The following is a 25102-nucleotide window of genomic DNA, read 5'->3' as shown; positions in this document are numbered from 1 at the left end:
TTAAATGTCAATTCGAAAAAGTTTTTTTTTAATCTGTTTTTTTATTTTTTTTCACTTAAAAAATCAACTAATTGTTTAACAGCTTTGCCGCGATGTCCAATACTATTTTTTAGAGTTAAATCCATTTGGGCAAAGGTATCGTTTTGGTTGTTTGGCTTAAAAACAGGATCGTAACCAAAACCTTTTTCGCCATATTTTTCGGTTGTAATTTCTCCTTTGCAAATTCCTGTAAAGCTGTATAATTGTCCATTTAAGTGTAATGCAATTACGGTTTTAAATTGAGCCGATCTGTTGGGGTGGTTTTTCAATTCAAATAAAAGTTTATTGGTGTTGTCTTCGGCGTTGCGTTGTTCCCCTGCATAGCGTGCAGAATAAACGCCTGGGGCACCATTAAGCGCATCAACTTCTAAGCCTGTATCATCAGCAAAACAATCGTAATTATAATTTGTTTTTATGTATACCGCTTTTTGTTTGGCATTACCTTCTATAGTGTTTTGGGTTTCTGGAATATCTTCCAGACAGCCAATATCTTTTAGGCTTAATAGTTTAATGTGATTAGGTATTAAAGCTTGAACTTCTTTAAGTTTATTTAAATTATTAGTTGCGAATACGAGTTGCATTTATTTTAGTTTTTAAGTGTTTGCAAAATACTAATAACTTTTATTTAGTAACTAGAAAAAAAGCGGTATTTGAAAATAGCATGGTTTTATTTTTGTTTTAAATTGAAAACAAAATGATTTATTTATGTTGAATACTAGAGTTTAGGTGTTTTCTTGCGTCAAGGATAGCAAAATTTAATAATAAAACTCTATATTTATAAATTAGAGCTCGGCTTATTTTAAACTTAAAAAAAATAGTTTCTAATAAATAGGTAATGAAGAAAACAGAAAACATAATAAAAAAAGCACATTTGATATTTGTTTTTTCAATTGTACTTGTGGCCATTCCTGTTTTTGTTTTTGTACAAAAAAGTGTAAATACTCAAGTTTTAAATACTAATTTTATTAGTAATCTTGATAAGGAAATAGCTTTAAGTCATCGGTTAAGCGATTTGGCTTTTATTTCAAGGCTGGATGCCAATGATGTCTATTTGAGTGAATTAAAAGTAATTGAAAAAAAATGGGACAGTATTCATAGTGTTTTAAAGTCCATTAGTAAGCAGCAAAAAATTCAATTTAAGGTAAATTCACAATTAGAAAATAACAAAGTTTATTTTAAACAAATGTTATCTTCGTGTCAAAAAAACATTGAAAATTCTAATTCAATTTTATTAAAAGAACAACTAAAAGATGTTTTAGAAAAAGAAAAAAATTACCTTAAAAATGCAGAGGTTTTGATGCATACATATCAAAACAAATCAGAAGAACATCTTCAGAAATTTAAAAACACCTTGTATATCATAGCTGTTATAATTTTTGTTATAATGGTGGTTTATTTTTTGTTTATTTTAAAGCCTGTTTTAAGCAACTTGTTAAAACAAAATATAAACCTTAGTCAATTAAACGAAGATTTAGCCCTATCTAAAAGTAAACTAAAACAAAGCTTGTTAGATTTAGAAAAGCTAAAAACAGATTTAGAGCTAAAAGAGGCTTTAAACCGGGATTTTATAGCGCAAACCCCAACGGCTATTGCTATGCTAGATAAAAACATGTGCTATATAGCAGCCTCTAAAAAATGGGTGTCTGATTATAAAATGGAAGGACAAGAAATTATTGGGCGTTCTCATTATGATCTTTTTCCGGAAATAAGTGATGATTGGAAGGCGAATCATCAAAAATGTTTAAGTGGCGCCATAGATAAATGTGAAGAAGCACCGTTTATAAGGAAAGACGGATCGGTACAATGGATTTATTGGGATGTACGCCCGTGGTATATATCAGAGGATAATATTGGGGGATTAATTATGCATACTGGTGATATTACCCATATAAAAGAAAAGGAGGATTTAAAAAAACGTAATGATAAAATCTTAGAGAAAACCAATGAAATTGCCCGTATTGGAACCTGGGATGTAGATTTAGTGAAAAATACTGTTTTTTGGAGTAAAGTTGTGTTAGAAATACATGAGGTTCCAGAAGGGTTTGTGCCTGAATTAGAAACAGCTATTAATTTTTTTAAAGAAGGGAAAAGCCGTGAAACTATTGCAGAAGCAGTGAAGTTAGCCATAGAACAAGGCCAACCTTATGATGTGGAAGTAGAACTCGTAACTTTAAAAGGAAATGTTATCTGGACTCGCGCTATTGGTCAAGCCGATATGGTAAACGGAAGATGCGTGCGTATTTATGGTGTATTTCAAGATATAAATAAAATTAAAAGATCTCAAATAGCATTAAATAATGCCCACAGGGAATTAAAGGCCATATTTAATTCTGGCGTTATAGGTATTGTGTCTGCGGGTACAGATGGTATTATAAACCATTTTAATAGAGGAGCCGAAATTTTAACAGGGTATTCAGCCTCTGAAATGGTTGGATTGCAAAGGCCTAAATATTATCATTTACAAGAGGAACTTGATAGATTTAGATTTGATATTGCCGAGTTATATGGTAAAAATCCAGTAGGATTAAGCCCGTCATTAGAGCTCTCTAAACATAATGCCTACGATACTCGTGAATGGACCTATTTACGGAAAGATGGATCTACTATTCCTGTGCAATTAACCTTAAGTCCTATAAAAAACGAAAACGGCAAGCTAATTGGGTATTTGGGAGTTTCAACAGATATTTCTGATAAAAAAGTAGTTCAGAATGAACTATTACGAAAAAACCAGTTACTAAATTTTGCTGAAAAAATAACTTTAATGGGGCATTGGATTTGGGATACTGTTAGCGATAAAGTGGAATGGTCTCGAAATTTATATAATATTTTTGGACTTGATACATCTGTAGATGCTTTAAATTTTGATACTTATTTTAATTTTGTTCATCCAGAAGATAAAGATAGTGTCATTAAATATTTTGATAATACAAGAGAAGATAAAAGCCTAAAACGTTTTACACACCGTATCATAGCAGGTGATGGAACTTTAAAAATTATTCAACTTTTAGGAGAGGTAATTACCGATAATTCTGGTGACGTTATTGAAATGATTGGTACTTGTCAAGATGTAACAGAGCAAAGAATGACAGAGAATGAGCTATTGCGTAAAAACCAAATATTAAATTTTGCCGAAGAAATTACTTTACTTGGAAATTGGCAAGCCGATATTATCAACGATTTTGTTAAATGGTCAAAGAATATGTATCATATTTTTGGAGTACATGAAGATACATTTACAACGTTGGACACTTATGTGAATTTTACACATCCGGAAGATAAGGATCGTGTTGCTCTACATATGCGCAAAACAATTGAACAGAAGGAGTTCACAGAATTAGTGCATCGTATTTTATTAAGTGATGGTACCATTAAAATTGTAAAACTTTTAGGCAAGGTTATTACCGATATCCACGAGCAAGTAACCGAAGTAATTGGTACCTGCCAAGATGTTACCGCTCAAAAATTAGCCGAGACAGACCTTTTAAGAAAAAACCATTTTTTAAGCTGCGCTGAGAGAATAACCAAAATGGGAAATTGGCAATGGGATGTGGTTACAGACACTTTAAAATGGTCTACTAATCTATATAAAATCTATGAGTATGATGAGAAGCTAACCAATTTAACTTACGATACCTTTTTTAGTCAAGTTCATCCCGATGATAAAGATTATATTACCACTTATGTGCAAAATTCATTTATAGAAAAAAAATTCCCCGATAATTTTATACATCGAATTGTAACCTGTAGCGGTAAAATAAAAACCGTCCATTATTTAGGAGAGGTAATACTTAATGAACAAGGCGAAGTTATTGAGATGATGGGAACTTGTCAAGATATTACAGAGCAAAAAATGGAAGAGAATAAGTTTAGAGGCTTGTTAGAATCTGCACCAGATGCTATGGTAATTGTAGACGAAAATGATAAAATTCAGCTAATAAATAAAGAAGCAGAAAAATTATTCGGATATAAAATAGACGAGCTCTTAAATAAATCTGTAGAAATGCTTATTCCTAAAAGGTACGGCGAGATGCATATAGAGCACCGCAAGGGTTTTTTTGGCGACCCTAAAAATAGACTAGAAGGAGCTAGAAAAGAGTTGTATGGCATAAATAAACAAGGACAAGAAATTCCTATACAAATAAGTCTTAGTCCACTTCAAACCGAACAAGGACTATTATTATCGGCAGCAATACGGGATATAACCGCACAAAAAAAGGCCGAAAACGAAATATTGCGAAAAAATCAACTACTTACTTTTGCCGAAAAAATAACCATGATGGGCAATTGGCAATGGGATATTGTTACTAATAAAGTAGAATGGTCTAGCAACTTATTTACTATTTTTCAAATTCCCGAAAATACAGAATTATGTTACAATACCTACTTTAATTTTGTTTGCGAAGAAGATAAGGAACGAGTAACCAAATATATCGGTAAAACTATTATTGATAAAAGCCCCTTAAATTTAACCCATAAAATCGTGTTAACCAATGGTACGGTTAAAACCATACAGCTTCTAGCAAAGGTTGTTACAGATAGTCAAGGAAATGTTATAGAACTGTTAGGTACTTGCCAAGATGTAACCGCACAAAAAATGGCAGAAAATAAGTTTAGAGGCTTATTAGAATCGGCTCCAGATGCCATGGTAATTATTAATGAAGATTCAAATATTCAATTAATAAATAAACAAGCAGAAAAACTTTTTGGTTATAAAATAGAAGAAATCTATAATAAATCTGTCGATTTACTATTGCCTAAGCGGTATTTAGATAACCATGAATATCAACGACAATCGTTTTTCAAAACACCAAAAACGATTAGTTTTTCAGATAAGAGAGAATTATTTGCAATAGCCAAAAGCGGCAAGGAATTTCCAATTCAGCTAGGGTTAAGCCCTTTAAAAACAGAAGAAGGAATTTTGGTGTCTGCCGTAGTACGAGATATAACAGAGCAAAAGGCATCGAGAAATAAAATTATTAAAGCCAAAAATGATTTAGAAATTTTAACAAAGCGACTCATTAAAAATAATAATCAATTAGCCGATTTTGCACATATTACCTCTCACAATTTACGAGCTCCAGTAAGCAACCTTAATTCTCTTCTAGGGCTGTATAATACTTCAACAAATGAAGATGATAAAAAAATGTTTTTTGAAAAATTCGAAAACGTTATTCTTCATCTCACTTTAACATTAAACACTTTAGTGGATGCTATTAGAATTAAAAATAATACATCTCATAAATTTGAAGAGGTTACATTTAGTAAAGTTTTAAGCAAAACTGAAGATATACTTACTGGTGAAATTCTAAAAAGTGGGGCTATAATTACTAGTGATTTCTCCGAAATATCTAAAATAAAATATGATAGAATTTATTTAGAAAGTATTTTTCTTAACTTAGTGGGCAATTCAATAAAATATAGGTCTAAGGATCGCATACCTAAAATAGATATTAAGTCTAAAATTATAGATGGAAAAATTAAATTGATGTTTAAGGACAATGGTTTAGGTATCGATTTAGAAAGGCATGGGCATAAATTATTTGGATTAAATAAAGTGTTTCATAGACACCCCGAGGCTAAGGGCGTAGGTTTGTTTATGGTAAAAACACAAGTTGAGGCACTAAATGGTACTATTTATGCAACAAGTGAAGTAAATAAAGGTACTGTTTTTAACATTAATTTTAATGAGTTGAGTAATTATGAAGAATAATCCTATTAATATTTGTATCGTTGATGATGATGATATTTATCAATTTACAGTAGTTAAAACATTGGAACTTCTAGAGTTTAAAAAAAATATAATGAGTTTTTCTGATGGGGAAGAAGCATTAGATTTTTTGGTAAATAACCTTGATGAAAATCAAAAGCTTCCCGATGTTATTTTTCTAGATATTAATATGCCAATAATGGATGGGTTTCAATTTATGGAAGAGTATGGGAAAATTAAATCTCAACTCGGTAAAAAAACAGTAATATATATGGTGTCTTCATCTGTAGACCCAATAGATATTGAAAGAGCTAAAAGAATAAGTGATGTTTCCGATTATATTATAAAACCTATAGAACCAGGTAAGTTAAAAAGTGTTATGGAGAAATTAATTAATATTAATTAAAATGAGTAGATTGAGTTTCTAATGTAAAATAAATAGGCTCTATAATGGATGATATATGACCAAAGTCATTAAAAAAAATAACAGGCTAAGCTATATTTGATAATCTAAAACATAAAATATGACAGTAAATTTTGAATACGTAGGTGTAGATGCAAGTGATACTTTATCAACTTTCACAGAAGAAAAATTAGAAAAATTATTTAATCGATATGAATTTTTAATCAGTGCAACCATTAGGTTTAAGCAAGACGAAAAATCTCATGATACTGGGAAAATTTGTAATATTGAATTAAGTTTACCAGGACCAAGAATATTTGCAACATCAAATGAACGCAATTTCGAAGTCTCGGTGCGAGAAACGATTAGCGACTTAGAACGTCAATTAAAAAAACGAAAAGAAGTCTACAAAACACATTAAGTGATTTTTGCAGAGGCAAGACTAAAAAATGGCTAAAATTATATTTTAGCTATTTTTTTTTACAATAAACTAAAAACTAAAAACTAAAAACTAAAAACTGAGACTGAGACTGAGACTGAATACCCTTAACGGTGGTGATAAGGCTCATTGCGCAAAATAGTAAAACCACGGTATAATTGTTCAATAAAAAATAAACGAATCATTTGATGAGAAAAAGTCATTTTTGATAAAGATATTTTTCCTTTGGCTGTTTTGTAAATCTCGTCAGAAAAACCGTAAGGGCCGCCAATAACAAAAACCAATTGTTTAATGCCTGAATTCATGTGTTTCTGTAGATAGTTAGAAAAATCTACAGAATTAAACTGTTTTCCATTTTCATCTAGCAAAATTAAAACATCGGTGTTGGTAATTTTTTTTAAAATAAGTTCACCTTCCTTTTGTTTTTGTAAGTCTTCGCTTAAGTTTTTGGCATTTTTTATATCTGGAATAATTTCTATTGAAAATTTAATATAAAACCCTAAACGCTTCTGGTAGTCCGTCATTAACTGTAAAAGTTGCTTGTTGTCCGTCTTTCCAATGGCAATAAGTTTGATAGTCATATAAGCAAAATTGTTGATTAGTATTTATGAATAATGTATTTAAATAATAAAAAATCTTAAATTTCGTAAAAGTAAAATTTATTTTCGTAATTCAATTTCTTACATTTGTTGCAAACCAAAAAAATATGATTACACAGGAGCAATTTGATACAGAAGTAAAGATGATAATAGCCAATGCTATTCGTGAAGATGTTGGCGATGGAGATCATAGTTCTTTAGCTTGTATTCCTGACAATGCAAGAGGCAAAGCTAAACTTTTAGTAAAAGATAAAGGTATTATTGGTGGCGTTAATTTTGCGAAAAAAGTTTTTGCTTACGTTGATAAAAATTTAAAGTTAGATGTACGTATTGAAGATGGAACCGAAGTTACCTATGGTGATATTGTTATGTATGTTGAAGGATCCTCTCAATCTATTTTAAAAGCAGAACGTACGGTTTTAAATGCGATGCAACGTATGAGTGCTATAGCTACTAAAACAAGAATGTTTGTAGATTTGGTAGAAGGGACTAAAACAAAAATTTTAGATACTAGAAAAACAACCCCTGGAATTCGTGTGCTAGAAAAATGGGCTGTGAAAATTGGAGGAGGAGAAAATCATAGATTTGCACTTTATGATATGATTATGCTTAAAGATAATCATATTGACTTTGCTGGAGGTATTACCAAAGCCATTACAATGGCTAAAGAATATTTGCAGGAAACGGGTAGAGATTTGCAAATTATGGTAGAAGCGCGTGATTTAAGTGAAGTTAAAGAAATCTTAGAATCCGATGGGGTTTACCGTATTCTAATTGATAACTTCGATTATGAAGATACCAGAAAAGCAGTAGAACTTATAGGTAATACATGTTTAACAGAATCATCGGGTAATATAAACGAAGCCACTATTCGTCACTACGCAGAATGTGGTGTTAATTATATTTCTTGTGGCGCATTAACACACTCGGTACATAATATGGATTTAAGTTTAAAAGCCATGAAGTAAATTTAATTTTATAAAATATTTAAAAGAGACTGCCGGAAAAGGGAGTCTTTTTTTATACCTTGCTTTCAGTAAATACTTTGCTAACTTTGTATTTTATCTTAATTTTAGTAATTAATGACAAAACCCATAGAAGACAAGCTAGATAAAATTCCTGTAATTAATCTCTTGGTGCGGTTTTTAAAGAAAATAAAATTACCAGGACTCGAGGGACTTTCGTTTTACGACTTGTTAGAACTTTACGTTATTGGGATAGCCAAAGGCGCTTTAACTACAAGAGCTAGTGCCATTGCCTTTAGTTTTTTTATGGCCATATTTCCATTCTTATTGTTCGTTTTAATTATTATTCCGTACGTCCCTATAGACGATTTTAAAATAGAATTCTTAGTATTTCTAGAATCGTTTTTACCACCAAATACGTCCGATTTTTTCTTTCAAAATATTTTTGAAAATATAGATCAATCACAACGTGGTGGGTTGTTATCATCTGTGTTTGTACTGTCTATTGGTTTAATGGCGAACGGTGTAAACGCTGTGTTTTCTGGTTTTGAAAACTCTTATCACGAGCAACTTACACGTAATGTGTTTAAGCAATATTTATATGCCTTGGGTATTGCGCTAATATTGGCTTTTTTACTTATTATAACCATTGTTGTTTTAGGGTATTTTCAACTTTATGTAGTTCAAGGGTTATTCGATGCTTTAGAACATCGCGGTTATGAAGTTGCCAGTCAGGGTATTTTTTGGACCGATGTGGTTAAGTACTTATTTTTTGTAATAATGGTGTATTTAGCAACCGCAACCTTGTATTACTTTGGAACAAAAGAAGGAAAATATTCTAACTTTTTTTCTGTAGGAGCTCTATTTACCACCTTACTTATTATATTAACATCGTACTTATTTGGTATCTATATTGAAAATTTTGGGCAATACAATAAACTATATGGGTCTATTGGTGCGTTATTAATATTAATGTTCTACTTATGGCTAAATTCTAATATTTTATTATTAGGTTACGAGTTGAATGCCTCATTAAATAAACTTAGAAAAAGCTTTTAGTTATGAAAAATTACATATGGATAATTACAATTTTTATGATATCGTTTACAGTCCAATCTCAAGACATTTTTGGAAAATGGAAAACGGTGGACGATGAAACTGGTGCTAATAAATCTATTGTAGAAATTTATGAAAAAGAAGGAAAAGTCTTTGGTAAAGTAATAGAAATATTAGAACCATTTGATAAACACACCCTGTGTAAAGATTGCACGGGAGAAAAAAAAGACCAACCTATATTGAATATGGTTATTATTAATGATCTTGAAAAACACGGCGACCAATATAAAAACGGGACAATTTTTGATGCAGAAAACGGTAAAGAGTATAAGTGTAAATTAATGCTAGATAAAGCAACCGGAAAACTTCAGGTTCGCGGTTATATAGCCTTTTTTTATCTTACACAATATTGGATCCGACATAATTAATTATAAACCGTTCCATCTCGGTTATTTCATAAACAAGAAAACATTACCAATTTGTATTTTATAGACGTTATCATTCCTATTCCGCTTCAAAAGTTATTCACCTATAGTATAACGGCTTCGGAGTTTAATTTTTTAAAAGCAGGTATGCGAGTTGCTGTACCTTTTGGAAAAACAAAAATTTATACAGGTATTGTGTTTCGTGTTCATAATGATGCACCTATAGCTTACGAAGCAAAAGAAATTCAACAAATTTTAGATGAAACACCTGTTGTAAATGATAAGCAATTAAAATTATGGGAGTGGATTGCTAAATATTATATGTGTACGTTGGGGGACGTTATGAGAGCCTCACTTCCTAATGCTTTTATTTTAGAAAGTGAAACCGTAGTTTCGAAAAACATAAAAGCATCCATAGACGAATCTACTTTAAAAGATGATGAGTTTTTGATTTTTGATGCGCTCAACCATCAATCGTCCTTAAAAATACAAGATATATCTAATATTTTAGATAAAAAGAGTGTCCTTTCAGTAATTAAAAGATTAATTGAAAAGGAGGTTATTTCTGTTGAAGAAGAAGTTTATGAAAAGTACAAACCCAAATTAGTACGCTATGTTAAACTTCATACATTCTATTCTACAGAAAAGGAATTTCACGAGTTAATGAATGAATTAAGTCGGGCGCCAAAACAGCGCGAGGTGGTCATGACCTTATTTTCTATTTCTGCTAAAACACGAAAACCTGTAAAAGTATCCGATTTATCTGCCGAAAGTGGCGCTTCATCTTCCATTATAAAAACTTTAATTGATAAAGGAATTCTTGAAGAATATTTTATCCAGACTGATCGCGTTCAATATTCTGGAGAAGAAAATGAAGATACAAAAAAATTAAACGCTTATCAAGAAACAGCTTTAGCTGAAATAAAATCGACGTTTGAAAAACATCAAGTTACCTTATTACATGGGGTAACTTCTTCTGGAAAAACAGAGGTTTATGTAAAGTTGATAGAAGATGTTATCAGCTCTGGTAAGCAAGTATTGTATTTGTTACCAGAAATAGCTTTAACAACCCAGTTGGTAAATCGACTTCAAAATTATTTTGGAGATCAAGTAGCGGTATTTCATTCTAAATATTCGTCTCATGAGCGTGTTGAGGTTTGGAAGCAAGTTTTAGAATTTTCCGCGAAAGCGAAAATAGTACTTGGGGCGCGTTCATCGGTATTTTTACCTTTCGATAATTTAGGATTAATAATAGTGGATGAAGAGCATGAGCAATCGTTTAAACAATTCGATCCTGCACCACGTTATCATGCCCGAGATACGGCTGTGGTTTTGGCACATATCCATCATTCTAAAGTGCTTTTAGGGTCGGCAACCCCTAGTTTAGAGAGTTATTTTAATGCACAACAAAATAAATATGGGTTTGTGGAACTCATGCATCGATTTAATGATGTGCTGATGCCAGATATAGAATTGGTGGATATAAAAGAACAGCAGAAGAAAAAACGAATGAAAGGCCATTTTAGCGATAGACTTATTGCAGAAATGACAGAAACTTTGGCTGACGGGCATCAAATTATTTTGTTTCAAAACCGACGTGGGTATTCGCCTATTGTCGAGTGTAGTAGTTGTGGGGAATCGCCACAATGCCCAAATTGTGATGTGAGTTTAACTTATCATCGTTATCGAGATCAATTACGCTGTCATTATTGTGGTTACACTATTGCTATGCTTAAAAAATGCGCTGCTTGTGGGAGTCCAGAATTAGATAATAAAGGCTTTGGTACCGAGCAAATTGAAACCGAAGTAAAGCTGTTGTTTCCAGAGCATAAAGTCGCTAGAATGGATTTGGATACCACGCGTGGTAAATATGGTTATGAGAAAATTATAACAGCCTTGGAACAGCAGGAAATCGATATTTTGGTGGGTACACAAATGCTAACCAAAGGATTAGATTTTAGAAACGTAAAATTGGTGGGGATTATGAATGCTGATAGTATGTTAAATTTTCCCGATTTTAGGGCGCACGAACGGAGTTTTCAGCTCATGTTACAAGTATCGGGTAGGGCAGGGCGAACCGAAGAACGCGGGAAAGTGATTATACAAACGTATAATCCCTTTCATAATATTTTGCAGCAGGTTTCTACAAATAATTATATCGATATGTTTAAAGAACAAATGAATGAGCGGTATAATTTTAAATATCCACCTATTTATAAGCAAATAAAAATTACGCTAAAACATAAAGATTATAATCGTGTAGAAACTGGGGCAGATTGGTATGCAACATCGTTAAGACAAGTGTTTAAAGATCATGTATTGGGACCAGAGTTTCCACCGGTGTCAAGGATTAGAAATCAATACCACAAAAATATTTTGGTAAAAATTCCGAAGCAGCAGTCTTTAGGGAAAACAAAAGAAGCTATTATTAAAATTAACAATAGCTTCTTGAATATAAAAGATTTTCGTTCGATTCGGGTTATACTTAATGTGGATAATTATTAAAACATTTTTTAGAAAAAGGGAAATGTTTTAATGCAATAGTCGTTAGTATAAAAACCAGAACAATGTATTAAGACATGTTGCTTAAAGCCTCGGCAAGTAAGGTTTTTTTGTTTCTACTTAAAGGGATTTGGTTGTTGTCTATTTCAACATTTTTACTGTTAAACTTATCTATTTTGTCTAGATTAACAATATAAGATTTATGAATTCTTAAAAACTTACCTTCGGGTAATTCTTTTTCAAAAGCCTTCATAGTGGATAAAACAACTAAGCTACTGTCTTCGGTAATTAATTTAATATAATCGCCAAGAGCTTCTATCCATTTAATGCTTTTAATGTATACTTTTCGTTTCTTTAAATTGCTTTTTACAAAAATGTGTTCGGCATCTTCTTCATTAAAAGCTATCGTTAATTTATGTTGTTCAAGTGCTTTGTCTACAGATGTATTAAAACGTTCTTTGGTTATGGGTTTTTGTAAAAAATCGGTAGCATCATAATTAAATGCTTTAAATGCATATTCCGTTTTACCAGTAACAAATATAATTTGGGGCTTGTTGTTTAAAACATCCAAAAGTTCGAAACCATTTAAAACAGGCATTTCAATATCTAAAAAAATTAAATCTATTTGGTGGGTGTTTAAGCCATTTTTTGTTTCTAAAGCACTGCTGTATTCTGCTATCAAATTTAATGATGGATGATTTTCCACCAGTTTAATAATAGCTAGACGTTGTATGGCTGAATCATCAACTACTACACAGTTTAATATCATACTCAATAAAATTATGGTTAAGTGCGAACAATATTACGAAAACTTAAGCTAAAAACCTAAGGAGCAAGCCCGATTTAAATTTATTAAATTTTTGAGTATTTAAATAGGAAATGGATGATTAGTTTCATTTTATATTGAATTAAAGTTGTGTAGTATGTATAAATAGGTTAATTTTGCAGCCAATTTTTAACAATAAAATAGATTTTTATGAATCATTATGAAACTGTTTTCATCTTAAATCCCGTTTTATCTGAAGATCAGATAAAGGAAACAGTAAAGAAATACGAAGATTTTCTTGTTTCTAACGGCGCTAAGATGGTATCAAAAGAAAATTGGGGGCTTAAAAAATTAGCTTATCCAATTCAAAACAAAAAAAGTGGTTTTTATCACTTATTTGAGTATCAAGTAGCCGGAGAGGTTATCAACTCTTTAGAAATAGAGTTTAGACGTGACGAGCGTTTTATGCGTTATTTAACAGTAGCGTTAGATAAGCACGCTGTTGCTTGGGCAGAAAGAAGAAGAGAAAAACTTAAACAAAAAGCTTAATTATGTCATCAATAGAACAACAATCTAAAGGAAAAAAAGACGGCGAAATTAGATATTTAACGCCTCTAAATATTGAAACTAATAAGCAAAAGAAATATTGTCGTTTCAAAAAATCTGGTATCAAGTATGTTGATTATAAAGATGCAGACTGGTTATTAAGATTTGTAAACGAGCAAGGTAAAATTTTACCTCGTCGTTTAACAGGAACTTCTTTAAAGTATCAAAGAAAAGTGTCTGTTGCTGTAAAAAGAGCACGTCACTTAGCTTTAATGCCTTACGTAGCTGATTTATTAAAATAAAATACCGATAACAATGGAACTTATATTAAAACAAGACGTTGAAAATTTAGGATTTAAAGACGATGTTGTAACAGTTAAGAACGGTTATGGTAGAAACTTTTTAATTCCTCAAAAACAAGCCGTTTTAGCAACTGCTTCGGCTAAAAAAGTATTAGCTGAAAATTTAAAGCAACGTGCTTTTAAAGAAAAGAAAATCGTTGATGATGCTAACGTAATTGCTGAAACTTTAAAAACATTAGAAATTAAAATACCAGCAAAAGTTGGAACAGGAGACAAATTATTTGGATCTGTAAACAACATTGACTTAGCTGCTGCTTTAGAAAAAGAAGGTCAAGCAATTGATAAAAAATTCATCACAGTAACTACTGTTAAACGTTTAGGTAAGTATACTGCCGCTATACGTTTACACAGAGATGTAAATGTTGATTTAGAATTTGAAGTTATTGCTCAAGCTAACTAGTTTGTTAACATAAAGTTAATAAATCTTTAGAATATATTGAACCACTCCTTTGGAGTGGTTTTTTTTTGCTTTATTTTTACTTGCAGTTATGCGTGCATAACAAATCTAACTAAAAACTTTAACTCAATCCTCAACAAATGAAAAAGACTACATTTTTAATTTTCTTTTTATTTATGGGCGTGATGGCTTTAGCGCAAGTCACGACATCAAATATAAAAGGACTCGTTTTAGATCAAGGCTCGGTTCCGTTACCAGGCGCAAATGTTCTTGCAATCCATACCCCAACAGGCACTAAGTATGGCGCAGCAACCAATTTTGATGGTCGGTTTAACTTATTAAACTTAAGAGTTGGTGGGCCATATAAGGTTACCATTAGCTATATTGGTTACAAAGAACAAATTTTTGAAAATGTATATTTAACCTTAGGGAAAACACAAAATCTAGATGTTACTTTATCAGATGATGGAGAACAATTAGATGCTGTTGTAATTAAAGGTACCGGTGGTACTGGAACTTTTGGAAGTGATAGAACGGGCGCAGAAACTAGTGTTGGCAGTAGAGAATTAACCCGTTTACCAACGATTTCAAGATCTCAATCGGATTTTACAAGATTAGAACCAACAGCTAGCGGAGGTTCTTTTGGAGGTAGAAACGATCAGTTTAACAATTTCTCATTAGATGGAGCTATTTTTAATAATCCTTTTGGGTTAGATGCTGCAACGCCAGGTGGGCAAACAGGATCTCAACCGGTTTCTTTAGATGCTATTGAGCAAATTCAAGTTTCTACAGCACCTTATGATGTGACACAATCTGGGTTTACAGGAGCTTCTGTAAACGCAGTAACTAAAAGTGGTACAAACGATTTTCATGGAACTGTTTATGGATTTTACAGAGATGAAACCATGACCGGGAAGAAAATAAAAGGTGAAGATGTTGCACGACCAGATTTAAACCAAGCTCAATATGGAGTAAGTATTGGTGGCCCAATTATTAAAGATAAATTATTCTTTTTCGCTAATTTTGAAAAAGATGAGCGTGACGATTTAGGAACTAACGGCTGGACTCCAAATACAGGTACAGGTGGTATTACCGAATCTAGAGTTTTAGAAAGTGATTTAATCGCTGTGCAAACGGCTTTAAGAGCTCAAGGTTATGATCCTGGTGCTTACCAAGGTTTTACACATGCTTCAGAATCTACTAAGGGTATTTTTAAAATTGATTGGAATATTAATGATAATAACCGTTTGGCCGTTATTTATAATTTCTTAAATGCCTCTCAAGAAAAGCCTGCGCATCCTTCGGCTATTAATCTAAGAGGACCAGATGCTTCAACATTACAATTTCAAAATTCGGGTTACGAGATTAATAACAATTTAAAATCTATACAACTAGAATTAAATTCAACTTTATCAGAGACTTCAACCAATAAGTTACAAGTTGGTTATACACATTTTGATGATTTTAGAACGCCGTTCTCTACACCGTCACCGGTTATAAATATTTATAAAGATGGCTCTCCTTATATTATTGCAGGTCACGAACCTTTTTCAATTAATAATAAATTAGATCAGAAGGTATTTCAGTTTACCGATAATTTAAATTTCTTTCAAGGGGATCACACATTCACGATAGGAATATCTTTCGAGAAATTCGAGTTTGATAATTCTTTTAACTTAAAAGGTTATGGTTTTGATGTATTTGGGAGAGTCGATATTGCTAAATTTAATGCTGCTAATTACGATTTTTCAGGAGCGCAAGCTACGTTTGCTTCTAAAAACGGATTGCCTGATGGCGCAGATGGCGGTTGGTTATTAGCTGAAACTAATGTTGGACAGTTAGCATTTTATGCACAAGATGAATGGAATTTATCAGAAAATTTCAAATTAACATATGGTATCCGTTTTGATAAGCCATTGTTTTTTGATACGGCAGATAATGCTCAAAATTTTATTGATACAGATAATGGTGAAATTTATTTACCAGAAACAGAATATATTAATCCTAACACCGGAGAAGCATTGTTGATAGATTCTACGCAAATGCCAAGTACAGATTGGTTAGTATCACCTAGAGTTGGATTTAATTATGATGCTAATGGTGATAGTTCTTTTCAATTAAGAGGTGGTACGGGTTTATTTACCGGTCGTTTTCCTTTTGTTTGGGTAGGAAATCAAGTGAGTGGAGTTGATGTGTTTTTCTATCAGGCGGTAGATCCAGATTTTAAATTTCCACAAGTTTGGAGAACAAATTTAGGTCTAGATAGAAAACTTGAAAATGGCGTTATTTTAACAGCAGATGTATCTTATACCAAAGATGTAAATGGTGTTCACGTTCAAAATTGGGGATTAGACAAACCAACAGGTCAATTGCAAGGTGTAGATAATAGAGCAGTTTATGTAGCCGGAGATCATGCAACAGCAACATTACCGTGGGGTGAGGTTACTAATGCAAATGCTTTTGTTATGACAAACTCCAATAAAGGTCGTATTTGGAACGCGTCATTAAAAGCTCAAAAAACATTTGCTAACGGTATTTATTCTATGCTAGCTTATAGTTATTTAGATGCGAAAGATGTAAACTCTATTGAAGCAGAAATCACAGGAGATGCTTTTAATGGTAACCCAGCAAGGGGTGATGTAAATAACGATGTGCTTTCAAACTCTAAATATGGTGATAAGCACCGCTTTATTGGTGTAGCTAGTAAAAAATGGGATTATGGTAACGACAAATGGTCTACTACAATTTCTACATTTTTTGAATATGCACAAGGCGCTCGTTTTAACTATATTTATGGTGGAGATATTAATGGTGACGGATCTGGAATTAACGATTTAATTTATATTCCAACAGCTAGCGAAATTGGACAAATGCAATTTGCTGGTACAGGAGATGCTGCTGCTTTAGAGGCATACATTGTTCAAGACGATTACTTAAGTGATAATAGAGGTGATTATGCAGAGCGTTACGGAGCATTAGCGCCTTGGAGAGGTAAATGGGATGTTAAATTTTTACAAGATTATAGAATAAAAGTATCGGAAGATAAAACTAATACTATTCAATTTAGTCTCGATATTTTAAACTTTGGTAATTTACTAAATTCAGATTGGGGAATTATTCAGCAACCCAATAATGTGCAACCAATAGGGGTGACTTTTGATGATACTACTGGCACGCCTATTTATTCTTTTAACAGCAATCAAACAAAAACTTTTGGTTTCGATTCTAGTTTAGCTTCTAGATGGCAAGCTCAAGTAGGTTTACGTTATATTTTCTAAGATAATAACATATATATTCTTAAATTTGCGCTCCTTAACTAAGGGGCGCTTTTTTTATGTTTAATATGAAATATATAGTTATGCTTTGTCTTTTTTTAGCGAGTTTCTCGTGTAAAGAAAAGACTAAAAAAGAGGAGCAATCTTCAAAATCAATTTTACTTGAGCGATTCGCTTATCAGTCTAAGAGTACGCCTATTATTAGTGTGCACAGAGGTGGTAAGTCCATAGCGTATTACCCAGAAAATTGTTTGGAAACCATCATGTTTATAAACGATAGTATTCCCGCTGTTTATGAAATTGATATCGCTAAAACTAAAGATAATGTTTTGGTATTAATGCATGATAATACCTTAAATAGAACCTCTACAGGCGAAGGCGATATTACCAATTATACTTATAACGAATTATTACAATACAATTTGGAAGACGATTTTGGAAACGAAACCACTTTTAAAATTCCATTGTTTAAAGACGTGCTCCTTTGGGCAAAAACAAATAATGTGATATTAACTATTGATATAAAAAAGAGCGTTGCTGTAGACCAAGTTGTGGCTATGGTGGAAGAGGTTGGAGCAGAAGATGTTTCTGTAATTATTACTTATGATATGAAACAAGCCAGCGCGGCGTATAAAGCTTCGCCAAATTTATTATTATCCGTTTCGGCAAGAAATGAAGAAGAATTGGATTGGTTATTACACTCCGAAATTCCAACAGAAAACATGATTGCTTTTACTGGAACACGATTGTCATCGGAAGCATTTTATAAAAAATTGCACGATTTAGGAATGACCTGTATGTTAGGAACCCTAGGGAACTTAGATAAACAAGCCGAAGCTAAAGGAGATACCCTGTATCAAAAATGGGTAGATTTAGGTATCGATGTTATTGCAACCGATAGACCTTTTGCGGCGGCAGCAAGTTTAAATATTAAAAAATAAAAATAGAATTCTCGATTGTGCGAGAATAAAAAGATTATCATGAAATATTCAAGATTAACAAAAGAACAGTTCGAAGAATTACACCAAGAATTTATAAACTTTTTGGCAACACAATCTATAACTGCCGATGAGTGGACAAACTTAAAAGCGAATAAACCCGATTTAGCTGAAATGGAATTGGATGTGTTTAGTGATTTAATTTGGGAAGGCGCTTTAAATAAAGCAGAATATCTTGAGCATTTTGCACCACAACACATGTATTTATTTCATTTAAAAGAAGATAAAATGCATGCTATTGTTGTCAATCTAAAAAATGATGTTGATATCACCACACAAGAAGGTTACAACTGGCTTCGTGGTAATTTAATGGACGAAAATGTCGAGTTTTTACAAGCCGATAAAGCATACTCTGATGATAAAAACTTAGATAAATTTAAAATGATTGAGCAAGGCGCTTCTATAACTAAAGGCGAATTGTATAACTATTTTTATAAGTTGATAAATTAATTTTTGTCATTCCTGCGAAGGCAGGAATCTGTTTCAATTTAAACTATTATTTTTGTCATTCCTCATCATACAAATTACCTTAGTGGTGGTAAGATGCGGATTCTAATATTAAGCATTTAGTAATCATTAAAAAGATACCTGCTTTCGCAGGCATAAATATGGCTCAAAAACCAAGCATTCCAAAAGGAACCAGAGATTTTAACCCAGAACAAGTTGCAAAACGAAACTATATTTTTAATAGTATTCGTGGTGCGTTTCAAACCTTCGGGTTTCAACCTATAGAAACACCTAGTTTTGAAAATTCCGATACCTTAATGGGGAAATACGGCGAAGAAGGGGATCGATTGATTTTTAAAATTTTGAATTCTGGCGATTTTTTGAAGAAAGCTAATGACCAAGCTTACGCTGAAAAAAATTCGACGAAATTAACGTCAAGTATTTCAGAAAAAGCCCTCCGTTACGATTTAACCGTACCATTCGCGCGTTATGTAGTACAACACCAAAATGAGATAGAATTCCCTTTTAAACGCTATCAAATTCAGCCTGTTTGGCGTGCCGATAGACCACAAAAAGGACGTTTTAGAGAGTTTTTTCAGTGTGATGCCGATGTAGTCGGGTCTAAATCGCTTTGGCAAGAAGTGGAGTTTATTCAGCTTTACGATACGGTGTTTTCAGCTTTAAAATTAGAAGGTGTTACTATCAAAATTAATAACCGAAAAATACTGTCTGGTATTGCGGAAGTTATTGGAGCTAGTGATAAATTAATCGATTTTACAGTTGCATTAGATAAACTTGATAAAATAGGCGAGGAGAAGGTAAAGGAAGAAATGCGTTCTAAAGGTATTTCAGAAGAAGGGATCACTAAACTTCAACCTTTATTTACACTTTCAGGGGATTTCGAATCTCAAATTGAAAGTTTAAAATCTATTTTAGATACTTCCGAAGAAGGAAAAAAAGGGATTGAAGAATTGGCATTTATTAACCAAGCTATTTCAGAATTAGGTTTAAAAATCGCAGCCTTACAGCTCGATGTTACTTTAGCACGAGGTTTAAATTATTACACCGGAGCAATTTTTGAAGTGGCTGCACCAAAAACCGTAAGTATGGGTTCTATTGGTGGTGGTGGCCGTTATGACGATTTAACGGGCATTTTCGGAATGAAAGATGTCAGTGGTGTAGGGATTAGTTTTGGACTGGACCGTATTTATTTAGTACTTGAAGAATTAGGATTATTTCCAGAAACGGTAGCAAAAAACATCGAAGTGTTATTTATCAATTTTGGAGATAAAGAGGCTTTATTCAGTTTAAAAGCTATTAAAGCATTACGTGAAGCTGGTGTTAATGCCGAGCTTTACCCCGATGCTGCCAAGATGAAAAAACAAATGAATCACGCCAACAAACGTGCTATTCCTTTTGTAGTTTTAGTAGGCGATCAGGAAATGGAATCGAATACGTATACATTGAAAAATATGATTTCTGGTGAGCAAGATAAAGTCGCTTTAGAGATTTTAATAGCGAAAATTAAAAGTTAAATTGAATTATGAATTCCAGAGAAAATCAATTAAAAGCATTCGATAGATTACTAACCATTATGGACGAGTTGCGTGCGCAATGTCCGTGGGACAAAAAGCAAACTATGGAAACGCTAAGGCATTTAACCATAGAGGAAACTTACGAGTTGGGCGATGCTATTTTGGATAATGACCTGGAAGAAGTTAAAAAAGAATTGGGCGATGTGCTTTTGCATATTGTGTTTTACTCCAAAATAGGAAGCGAAACTAATGATTTTGATATTGCTGATGTTTGCAATGGCATTTGTGAAAAATTAATTCACAGGCACCCACATATTTATGGCGATGTTAAAGTTGAAAATGAAGCTGATGTTAAGCGTAATTGGGAAAATTTAAAGCTTAAAGAAGGTAAAACAAGTGTTTTGGAAGGGGTTCCAAAAAGTTTACCGGCTTTAGTGAAAGCAAATCGTATTCAGGAAAAAGTAGCTGGTGTTGGTTTCGATTGGGAAGAACCAAATCAAGTTTGGGAAAAAGTAGAAGAAGAAATCAACGAGTTTAAAGCAGAAGTGGAAGCCAATAATGAAGACGCTATGGAAAGTGAGTTTGGCGACGTGCTTTTTTCGTTAGTGAACTATGCCCGTTTTAAAAATATAAACCCAGAAAATGCTTTGGAACGCACAAATAAAAAGTTTTCTAAACGTTTTCAGTATTTGGAATCTAAAGCAAAAAGTTTGAATAAACCTTTATCAGAAATGACACTTGCAGAAATGGATGTGTTTTGGGAAGAAGCTAAACTATTGTAATTAATATTTTTATATATGAAACGGCCTGAAAGTAATATGCTTTTCAGGCCGTTTTTGTTTTATAAAGTTTAGAGTAAATCCTTCAACATGTTTACAGCACTTTCAGCTGTAATATCACGTTGAGGCGATCCAAACATTTCGTAACCTACCATAAACTTTTTAACGGTGGCACTACGTAATAATGGTGGATAGAAACTCATGTGCCAATGCCAATGTGTATTAGCTTCGCCGTCTGTTGGCGCTTGATGAATGCCACTAGAATATGGAAAAGAGGTGTTAAACAACTTATCGTAAGCTTTTGTTATTACCGAAATCGCTTCCGCGTAAAGCAAGGTGTCTTTTCCAGATAATTCTAAAATATTTTTTTGATGTTTTTTAGGAACAATCATGGTTTCGAATGGCCAAACGGCCCAAAATGGAATCAGCACAACAAAGGCATCGTTTTCAAAAATAATACGTTCTTGATTTTCTAATTCTTGAGCTAAATAATCGCCTAAAAGACTGCTTTTGTTTTTATTAAAGTAGTTTAATTGATGCGTGTTTTTCTTGTCAACTTCATTAGGTAAAGTGGTTTGACTCCAAATTTGTCCATGCGGATGCGGGTTGCTACAGCCCATAACTGCGCCTTTATTTTCAAAAATTTGAACATAATTTATTAAATCATATTCTGCAAGTGCTTTGTATTCTCTTTGCCAAGCTAGTACCACTTTTATAATGTCAACTGGTGCCATATCTGCTAAACTTTTAGAATGGTCTGGACTAAAACATATCACTTTACAAATGCCTTGTTCGCTTTGCGCTTTTAGTAGCCCGTCTTCAACTTTAAATGCTTTAGAATCGGTTTGTAAAGCGGCAAAATCGTTTGTAAATACAAAAACGTCTTTATAATCAGGATTTTTTTCACCATTAATTCTGGTGTTTCCTGCGCATAAATAGCAGTTTTCATCATGAGATGGACGGACTTCGTTATTTACCGTTTCGTTTTGGCCTTGCCAAGGTCGTTTAGCACGGTGTGGAGAAACTAAAACCCACTCGCCAGTTAATATATTGTAACGCTTATGAGAGTAATCTTGTAAATCGGTTGTCATTTTAATGTCTTTAAATATTGAATTATTTTATAAGATGCGTGCCATCGGAAAGTTCTACAGAATAAATAGAGCAGTCTTTACCAAACTCGTTTTTATAAGCTTTTGATACCGTAGTTTTAAAATCTTCAACAGCATCTTTGGCTATTAAATTTATGGTACAACCGCCAAAACCTCCACCCATCATGCGGGCACCTAAAATGGCTTTATTTTCTTTGGTACGGTCTACAAGGAAATCCAACTCATCACAACTTACTTTATATTGATGTTGTAACCCATTGTGTGAGCCATAAATTAGAGCACCTAATGTTTCTAAATCGCCATTTTCCATAGCTATAGAGGCTTGTTCTGCGCGCGTGTTTTCTTGTATTACGAATAGTGCTTTTTGATAATTCTCGGGAGTTACTTTATCTTTTACTTGCTGTAAATCACTCTCGGTAGCATCTCTCAAAGCTTTTATATTTAGCATTTCGGAAATACTTTCGCATACCGATCGGCGGTCGTTATAAGCACTATCGGATAGGCTATGCTTTACGTTGGTATTGATGAGCATCAGCTCGTAATTTTCGAAATTAATTTCGAAAGGTTTCGCTTCAATCGAACGACAGTCTAAAAGTAAAGCATGGTTTTTAATACCAAACATACTGGCGTATTGGTCCATAATTCCGCAATTAACACCAACATAATGATGTTCCGCTTTTTGCGATATTAATATCATTTCGGCTTTACTTAGCGCTAAGTTAAATAATTCATTTAGTCCAAAAACAACACTGTTTTCTAATGCAGCAGAAGAAGACATGCCAGAACCAGATGGAATATCGCCACCAAAAACCATATTAAAATTACCGATCGTTTTCCCTAGTTTCTGAATTTCAGCAATAACACCCAATACATAATTTCCCCAACTCTCTTTGGCCATTGGGGCTATGGTATCTACTGAAAACATAATGGTGTCATCTAAATCATTGGCACAAACTATTGATGTTTCTGCTGTGGTTTTATTAATAGCAGCAATAATTCCTTTGTTTACGGCGGCAGGAAATACAAAACCATCGTTGTAATCGGTGTGCTCTCCAATAATGTTGATTCTTCCGGGAGAAAATATCATTAAAGGATTTTGGTTGAATTTTTTTAGAAATTGTTGCTTTATTGTTTGTACTAATGTAGTATTCATAATATTGTAGTAGCGTTTTAGTTTAGTCTAAGGTTCCAGGTTACTTTATAAGTTTCATTAGGTTCCAGCGTTTTTAAGCCTATTTTATTATTAAAACTATCTGAAATACCGGTTGTAGGTTCTATAGCAATCACGTTATTAAGCGGTGGGGTATAGGCCTGTAAAAAGCTGTTTTTTTCAGTAGAATTGATACTCAAGTTGTAATTTGGTGTCGAGAAAAGAACTTCTGTCTGGTCTAATTCCCAACAATCATCCAGTTGTTTGTTTTCTATTTTCAGCTCAGAATCATCTGGATTATCAATGGTATCAATGGTAATCATTTGGTCGTTAAAAACCATTTTTTTAGAACTTTGAAAAGATAAGGTGCTTTGCGGTAAATCTTGACTTAAAAAATACGGATGCCAACCTAAGGTAAAAGGAAAATCTTTGGTGTCTGTATTGGTAACGGTAATTTTTAAATCCAAATTGATTGCCGTTAAAATATAATCCAGCGTAATTTTATATGTAAAAGGAAAACCTATAGAGGGTTGTTGTTCATCATAAACAAGTGTTACCGATGCGCTGTCTTTTGTAGCAACCTCGTTTGTAACTTTAAATGTTTTGTTAAAAATTAAACCGTGAATAGCATTGTTATTGGCTTCTTCATTAATTGGGAATTTGTAACGTGCGCCTTTATAATCATAAACGCCATTGTTTATTCTATTTGCGAAAGGGAATAAAATGGACGAGGCATAAGTGTTTTTGTATTCTAACGGACTTAGATCTTGTATTAATGAGTGGCCAGAAAGTTTTAATTCTTTTAGACTAGCACCATCTTCTAAACATACTTTAGCAAAAACGCTTTGGTTAGAATTAGTGAGTTCTAGAGTGCTTTTAGTGTGGTTTATTGTGTACAAAATGTTTAGTTTAAAATAATTTGTTTTACAAATATAGGAACTGAATTTTGAAAAACAGTTGTTTTATTGAAATTAAATGTATTTTTTACATTTAAAATAATCTCGTCACTTTTACATTTGGCGATTGGGAAGTCGATACGCGATATTGAAGGATAATAAAATAAAAAAGAAGCCCTATTTTACAAAATGTAAAAGCCATATCAATGACGTATTTAACCTCCTTTGATATGGCTTTTTTTGAAATAGTTTTTTTGTTTTCTTGAATTTAGTATTGCTACTAAGCCGATTTGAAGATACATCAAAATCTATTCAATTCCAATTTACTATTTCAATTGACATATTACTATAATTTTCAAAATGTATTGACCTATTATATTAATATATCAGGGTAACTGTTTTTCTCGATACTCATGGTTTTTCTATGCTTTCACATATATCTTACCAAGCGTAAAACTTTTAAAACGGACATAAATTTTCGTTTATGTGCCTTTTTATAAGCTGTCTATTGTTAAGCTATCTTGCTTTTAGCATTTTAGGCTTTCCAACGACTGTTTTTGTAACTCACGCATACACCTGAAGTCACAAAATCTTAAAAAACAATATCTATAAGAACCTGGTCTTATTTAGAATATCATGTAAATTCAGTTTTTAAGTGAAACCAACTAGTGTTGTCATTATTTCTATTGCTAATATACAACCACAAT

21 protein-coding genes are annotated in these 25102 nt (G+C 32.7%); 15 read left to right on the top strand and 6 right to left on the bottom strand.

What is annotated here, in order from left to right:
- Positions 1 to 41: 41 nt before the first annotated feature.
- On the bottom strand, positions 42 to 620 hold the full coding sequence (locus FQU21_RS08460) for a non-canonical purine NTP diphosphatase (RefSeq protein ID WP_147677561.1): 579 nt from the start codon (positions 618 to 620) through the stop codon (positions 42 to 44).
- Between the two features lie 254 nt (positions 621 to 874).
- Here FQU21_RS08460 and FQU21_RS08455 point away from each other — a divergent pair, with 254 nt between their 5' ends.
- The 3 genes from FQU21_RS08455 to FQU21_RS08445 all read left to right on the top strand — a co-directional run bounded on the left by FQU21_RS08455 (position 875) and on the right by FQU21_RS08445 (position 6570).
- Positions 875 to 5749 (top strand): PAS domain S-box protein, encoded by a 4875-nt coding sequence (locus FQU21_RS08455; RefSeq protein ID WP_147677560.1) that lies wholly within the window; start codon positions 875 to 877, stop codon positions 5747 to 5749.
- Positions 5739 to 6152, top strand: coding sequence for a response regulator (locus FQU21_RS08450; RefSeq protein WP_147677559.1), 414 nt, complete (start codon positions 5739 to 5741; stop codon positions 6150 to 6152). Before FQU21_RS08455 ends, FQU21_RS08450 begins: the two co-directional genes overlap by 11 nt.
- A gap of 118 nt (positions 6153 to 6270) precedes the next feature.
- Positions 6271 to 6570 carry an HPF/RaiA family ribosome-associated protein gene (locus FQU21_RS08445; RefSeq protein ID WP_147677558.1) on the top strand — a complete coding sequence of 100 codons (300 nt, stop codon included), beginning with the start codon at positions 6271 to 6273 and terminating at the stop codon, positions 6568 to 6570.
- Between the two features lie 125 nt (positions 6571 to 6695).
- Here FQU21_RS08445 and rlmH read toward each other — a convergent pair whose 3' ends face one another.
- Positions 6696 to 7169, bottom strand: a complete 474-nt coding sequence (gene rlmH, locus FQU21_RS08440; RefSeq protein ID WP_147677557.1) for a 23S rRNA (pseudouridine(1915)-N(3))-methyltransferase RlmH — start codon at positions 7167 to 7169, stop codon at positions 6696 to 6698.
- 125 nt (positions 7170 to 7294) lie between these two features.
- Between rlmH and nadC the strand changes: the two genes are divergently transcribed.
- The 4 genes from nadC (at position 7295) to priA (ending at position 12138) form a co-directional block, all read left to right on the top strand.
- Positions 7295 to 8155, top strand: a complete 861-nt coding sequence (gene nadC, locus FQU21_RS08435) for a carboxylating nicotinate-nucleotide diphosphorylase (protein WP_147677556.1) — start codon at positions 7295 to 7297, stop codon at positions 8153 to 8155.
- A gap of 114 nt (positions 8156 to 8269) precedes the next feature.
- Positions 8270 to 9211: a YihY/virulence factor BrkB family protein gene (locus FQU21_RS08430; protein WP_147677555.1), complete on the top strand. Its 942-nt coding sequence runs from the start codon at positions 8270 to 8272 to the stop codon at positions 9209 to 9211.
- 2 nt (positions 9212 to 9213) lie between these two features.
- The gene (locus tag FQU21_RS08425; RefSeq protein ID WP_147677554.1) at positions 9214 to 9636 is read left to right on the top strand and encodes a DUF2147 domain-containing protein; all 423 of its coding nucleotides are present in this window, start codon (positions 9214 to 9216) and stop codon (positions 9634 to 9636) included.
- A 51-nt stretch (positions 9637 to 9687) separates the two neighbouring features.
- A complete protein-coding gene (priA, locus tag FQU21_RS08420) occupies positions 9688 to 12138 on the top strand; it encodes a replication restart helicase PriA (protein WP_147677553.1) in 2451 nt (816 codons plus the stop codon).
- 67 nt (positions 12139 to 12205) lie between these two features.
- On the opposite strand, the gene FQU21_RS08415 is transcribed toward priA, so the two are convergent.
- On the bottom strand, positions 12206 to 12904 hold the full coding sequence (locus FQU21_RS08415) for a LytR/AlgR family response regulator transcription factor (RefSeq protein WP_147677552.1): 699 nt from the start codon (positions 12902 to 12904) through the stop codon (positions 12206 to 12208).
- Positions 12905 to 13111: 207 nt separating this feature from the next.
- Between FQU21_RS08415 and rpsF the strand changes: the two genes are divergently transcribed.
- From rpsF to mazG, 8 genes are all read left to right on the top strand, one after another.
- A complete protein-coding gene (rpsF, locus tag FQU21_RS08410) occupies positions 13112 to 13450 on the top strand; it encodes a 30S ribosomal protein S6 (protein ID WP_147677551.1) in 339 nt (112 codons plus the stop codon).
- A gap of 2 nt (positions 13451 to 13452) precedes the next feature.
- Positions 13453 to 13749 carry a 30S ribosomal protein S18 gene (gene rpsR, locus FQU21_RS08405; protein WP_042498218.1) on the top strand — a complete coding sequence of 99 codons (297 nt, stop codon included), beginning with the start codon at positions 13453 to 13455 and terminating at the stop codon, positions 13747 to 13749.
- A 13-nt stretch (positions 13750 to 13762) separates the two neighbouring features.
- Positions 13763 to 14209: a 50S ribosomal protein L9 gene (rplI, locus tag FQU21_RS08400; RefSeq protein ID WP_147677550.1), complete on the top strand. Its 447-nt coding sequence runs from the start codon at positions 13763 to 13765 to the stop codon at positions 14207 to 14209.
- 137 nt (positions 14210 to 14346) lie between these two features.
- Entirely contained in the window at positions 14347 to 17484 is a 3138-nt protein-coding gene (locus FQU21_RS08395; RefSeq protein WP_147677549.1) for a TonB-dependent receptor, read from the top strand.
- 65 nt (positions 17485 to 17549) lie between these two features.
- Positions 17550 to 18422: a glycerophosphodiester phosphodiesterase family protein gene (locus FQU21_RS08390; protein WP_246124800.1), complete on the top strand. Its 873-nt coding sequence runs from the start codon at positions 17550 to 17552 to the stop codon at positions 18420 to 18422.
- Between the two features lie 39 nt (positions 18423 to 18461).
- Entirely contained in the window at positions 18462 to 18929 is a 468-nt protein-coding gene (locus tag FQU21_RS08385) for a DUF6495 family protein (RefSeq protein WP_147677547.1), read from the top strand.
- Positions 18930 to 19087: 158 nt separating this feature from the next.
- Positions 19088 to 20461: a histidine--tRNA ligase gene (gene hisS, locus FQU21_RS08380; RefSeq protein WP_147677546.1), complete on the top strand. Its 1374-nt coding sequence runs from the start codon at positions 19088 to 19090 to the stop codon at positions 20459 to 20461.
- A gap of 8 nt (positions 20462 to 20469) precedes the next feature.
- Complete coding sequence (mazG, locus tag FQU21_RS08375; protein ID WP_147677545.1) at positions 20470 to 21243, top strand: nucleoside triphosphate pyrophosphohydrolase; 774 nt, start codon at positions 20470 to 20472, stop codon at positions 21241 to 21243.
- A 68-nt stretch (positions 21244 to 21311) separates the two neighbouring features.
- Here mazG and FQU21_RS08370 read toward each other — a convergent pair whose 3' ends face one another.
- From FQU21_RS08370 to FQU21_RS08360, 3 genes are read right to left on the bottom strand one after another with little or no spacing between them, the layout of a single operon-like run.
- The gene (locus tag FQU21_RS08370) at positions 21312 to 22331 is read right to left on the bottom strand and encodes a UDP-glucose--hexose-1-phosphate uridylyltransferase (RefSeq protein WP_147677544.1); all 1020 of its coding nucleotides are present in this window, start codon (positions 22329 to 22331) and stop codon (positions 21312 to 21314) included.
- 22 nt (positions 22332 to 22353) lie between these two features.
- Positions 22354 to 23502, bottom strand: coding sequence for a galactokinase (galK, locus tag FQU21_RS08365; RefSeq protein ID WP_147677543.1), 1149 nt, complete (start codon positions 23500 to 23502; stop codon positions 22354 to 22356).
- A gap of 17 nt (positions 23503 to 23519) precedes the next feature.
- Complete coding sequence (locus FQU21_RS08360; RefSeq protein WP_187269349.1) at positions 23520 to 24398, bottom strand: aldose 1-epimerase; 879 nt, start codon at positions 24396 to 24398, stop codon at positions 23520 to 23522.
- Positions 24399 to 25102 lie beyond the last annotated feature (704 nt).

Origin of the sequence: Algibacter pacificus (assembly GCF_008033385.1) — a bacterium.
In the GTDB taxonomy this organism is placed as follows: Bacteria; Bacteroidota; Bacteroidia; order Flavobacteriales; family Flavobacteriaceae; genus Algibacter; species Algibacter pacificus.
The sequence above is the reverse complement of the archived record's forward strand: the minus strand, read 5'-3'. Positions and strand labels throughout refer to the sequence as shown.

Excerpts from the sequence above, each read along its gene's own strand:
- mazG (WP_147677545.1), top strand. The coding sequence starts at position 20,470 with ATGAATTCCAGAGAAAATCAATTAAAAGCATTCGATAGATTACTAACC.
- hisS (WP_147677546.1), top strand. The coding sequence starts at position 19,088 with ATGGCTCAAAAACCAAGCATTCCAAAAGGAACCAGAGATTTTAACCCA.
- nadC (WP_147677556.1), top strand. The coding sequence starts at position 7,295 with ATGATTACACAGGAGCAATTTGATACAGAAGTAAAGATGATAATAGCC.
- FQU21_RS08395 (WP_147677549.1), top strand. The coding sequence starts at position 14,347 with ATGAAAAAGACTACATTTTTAATTTTCTTTTTATTTATGGGCGTGATG.
- FQU21_RS08425 (WP_147677554.1), top strand. The coding sequence starts at position 9,214 with ATGAAAAATTACATATGGATAATTACAATTTTTATGATATCGTTTACA.
- FQU21_RS08430 (WP_147677555.1), top strand. The coding sequence starts at position 8,270 with ATGACAAAACCCATAGAAGACAAGCTAGATAAAATTCCTGTAATTAAT.
- FQU21_RS08415 (WP_147677552.1), bottom strand. The coding sequence starts at position 12,904 with ATGATATTAAACTGTGTAGTAGTTGATGATTCAGCCATACAACGTCTA.
- FQU21_RS08455 (WP_147677560.1), top strand. The coding sequence starts at position 875 with ATGAAGAAAACAGAAAACATAATAAAAAAAGCACATTTGATATTTGTT.
- rlmH (WP_147677557.1), bottom strand. The coding sequence starts at position 7,169 with ATGACTATCAAACTTATTGCCATTGGAAAGACGGACAACAAGCAACTT.
- FQU21_RS08460 (WP_147677561.1), bottom strand. The coding sequence starts at position 620 with ATGCAACTCGTATTCGCAACTAATAATTTAAATAAACTTAAAGAAGTT.
- FQU21_RS08445 (WP_147677558.1), top strand. The coding sequence starts at position 6,271 with ATGACAGTAAATTTTGAATACGTAGGTGTAGATGCAAGTGATACTTTA.
- FQU21_RS08450 (WP_147677559.1), top strand. The coding sequence starts at position 5,739 with ATGAAGAATAATCCTATTAATATTTGTATCGTTGATGATGATGATATT.
- rplI (WP_147677550.1), top strand. The coding sequence starts at position 13,763 with ATGGAACTTATATTAAAACAAGACGTTGAAAATTTAGGATTTAAAGAC.
- rpsF (WP_147677551.1), top strand. The coding sequence starts at position 13,112 with ATGAATCATTATGAAACTGTTTTCATCTTAAATCCCGTTTTATCTGAA.
- rpsR (WP_042498218.1), top strand. The coding sequence starts at position 13,453 with ATGTCATCAATAGAACAACAATCTAAAGGAAAAAAAGACGGCGAAATT.
- FQU21_RS08385 (WP_147677547.1), top strand. The coding sequence starts at position 18,462 with ATGAAATATTCAAGATTAACAAAAGAACAGTTCGAAGAATTACACCAA.
- FQU21_RS08390 (WP_246124800.1), top strand. The coding sequence starts at position 17,550 with ATGAAATATATAGTTATGCTTTGTCTTTTTTTAGCGAGTTTCTCGTGT.
- FQU21_RS08370 (WP_147677544.1), bottom strand. The coding sequence starts at position 22,331 with ATGACAACCGATTTACAAGATTACTCTCATAAGCGTTACAATATATTA.
- galK (WP_147677543.1), bottom strand. The coding sequence starts at position 23,502 with ATGAATACTACATTAGTACAAACAATAAAGCAACAATTTCTAAAAAAA.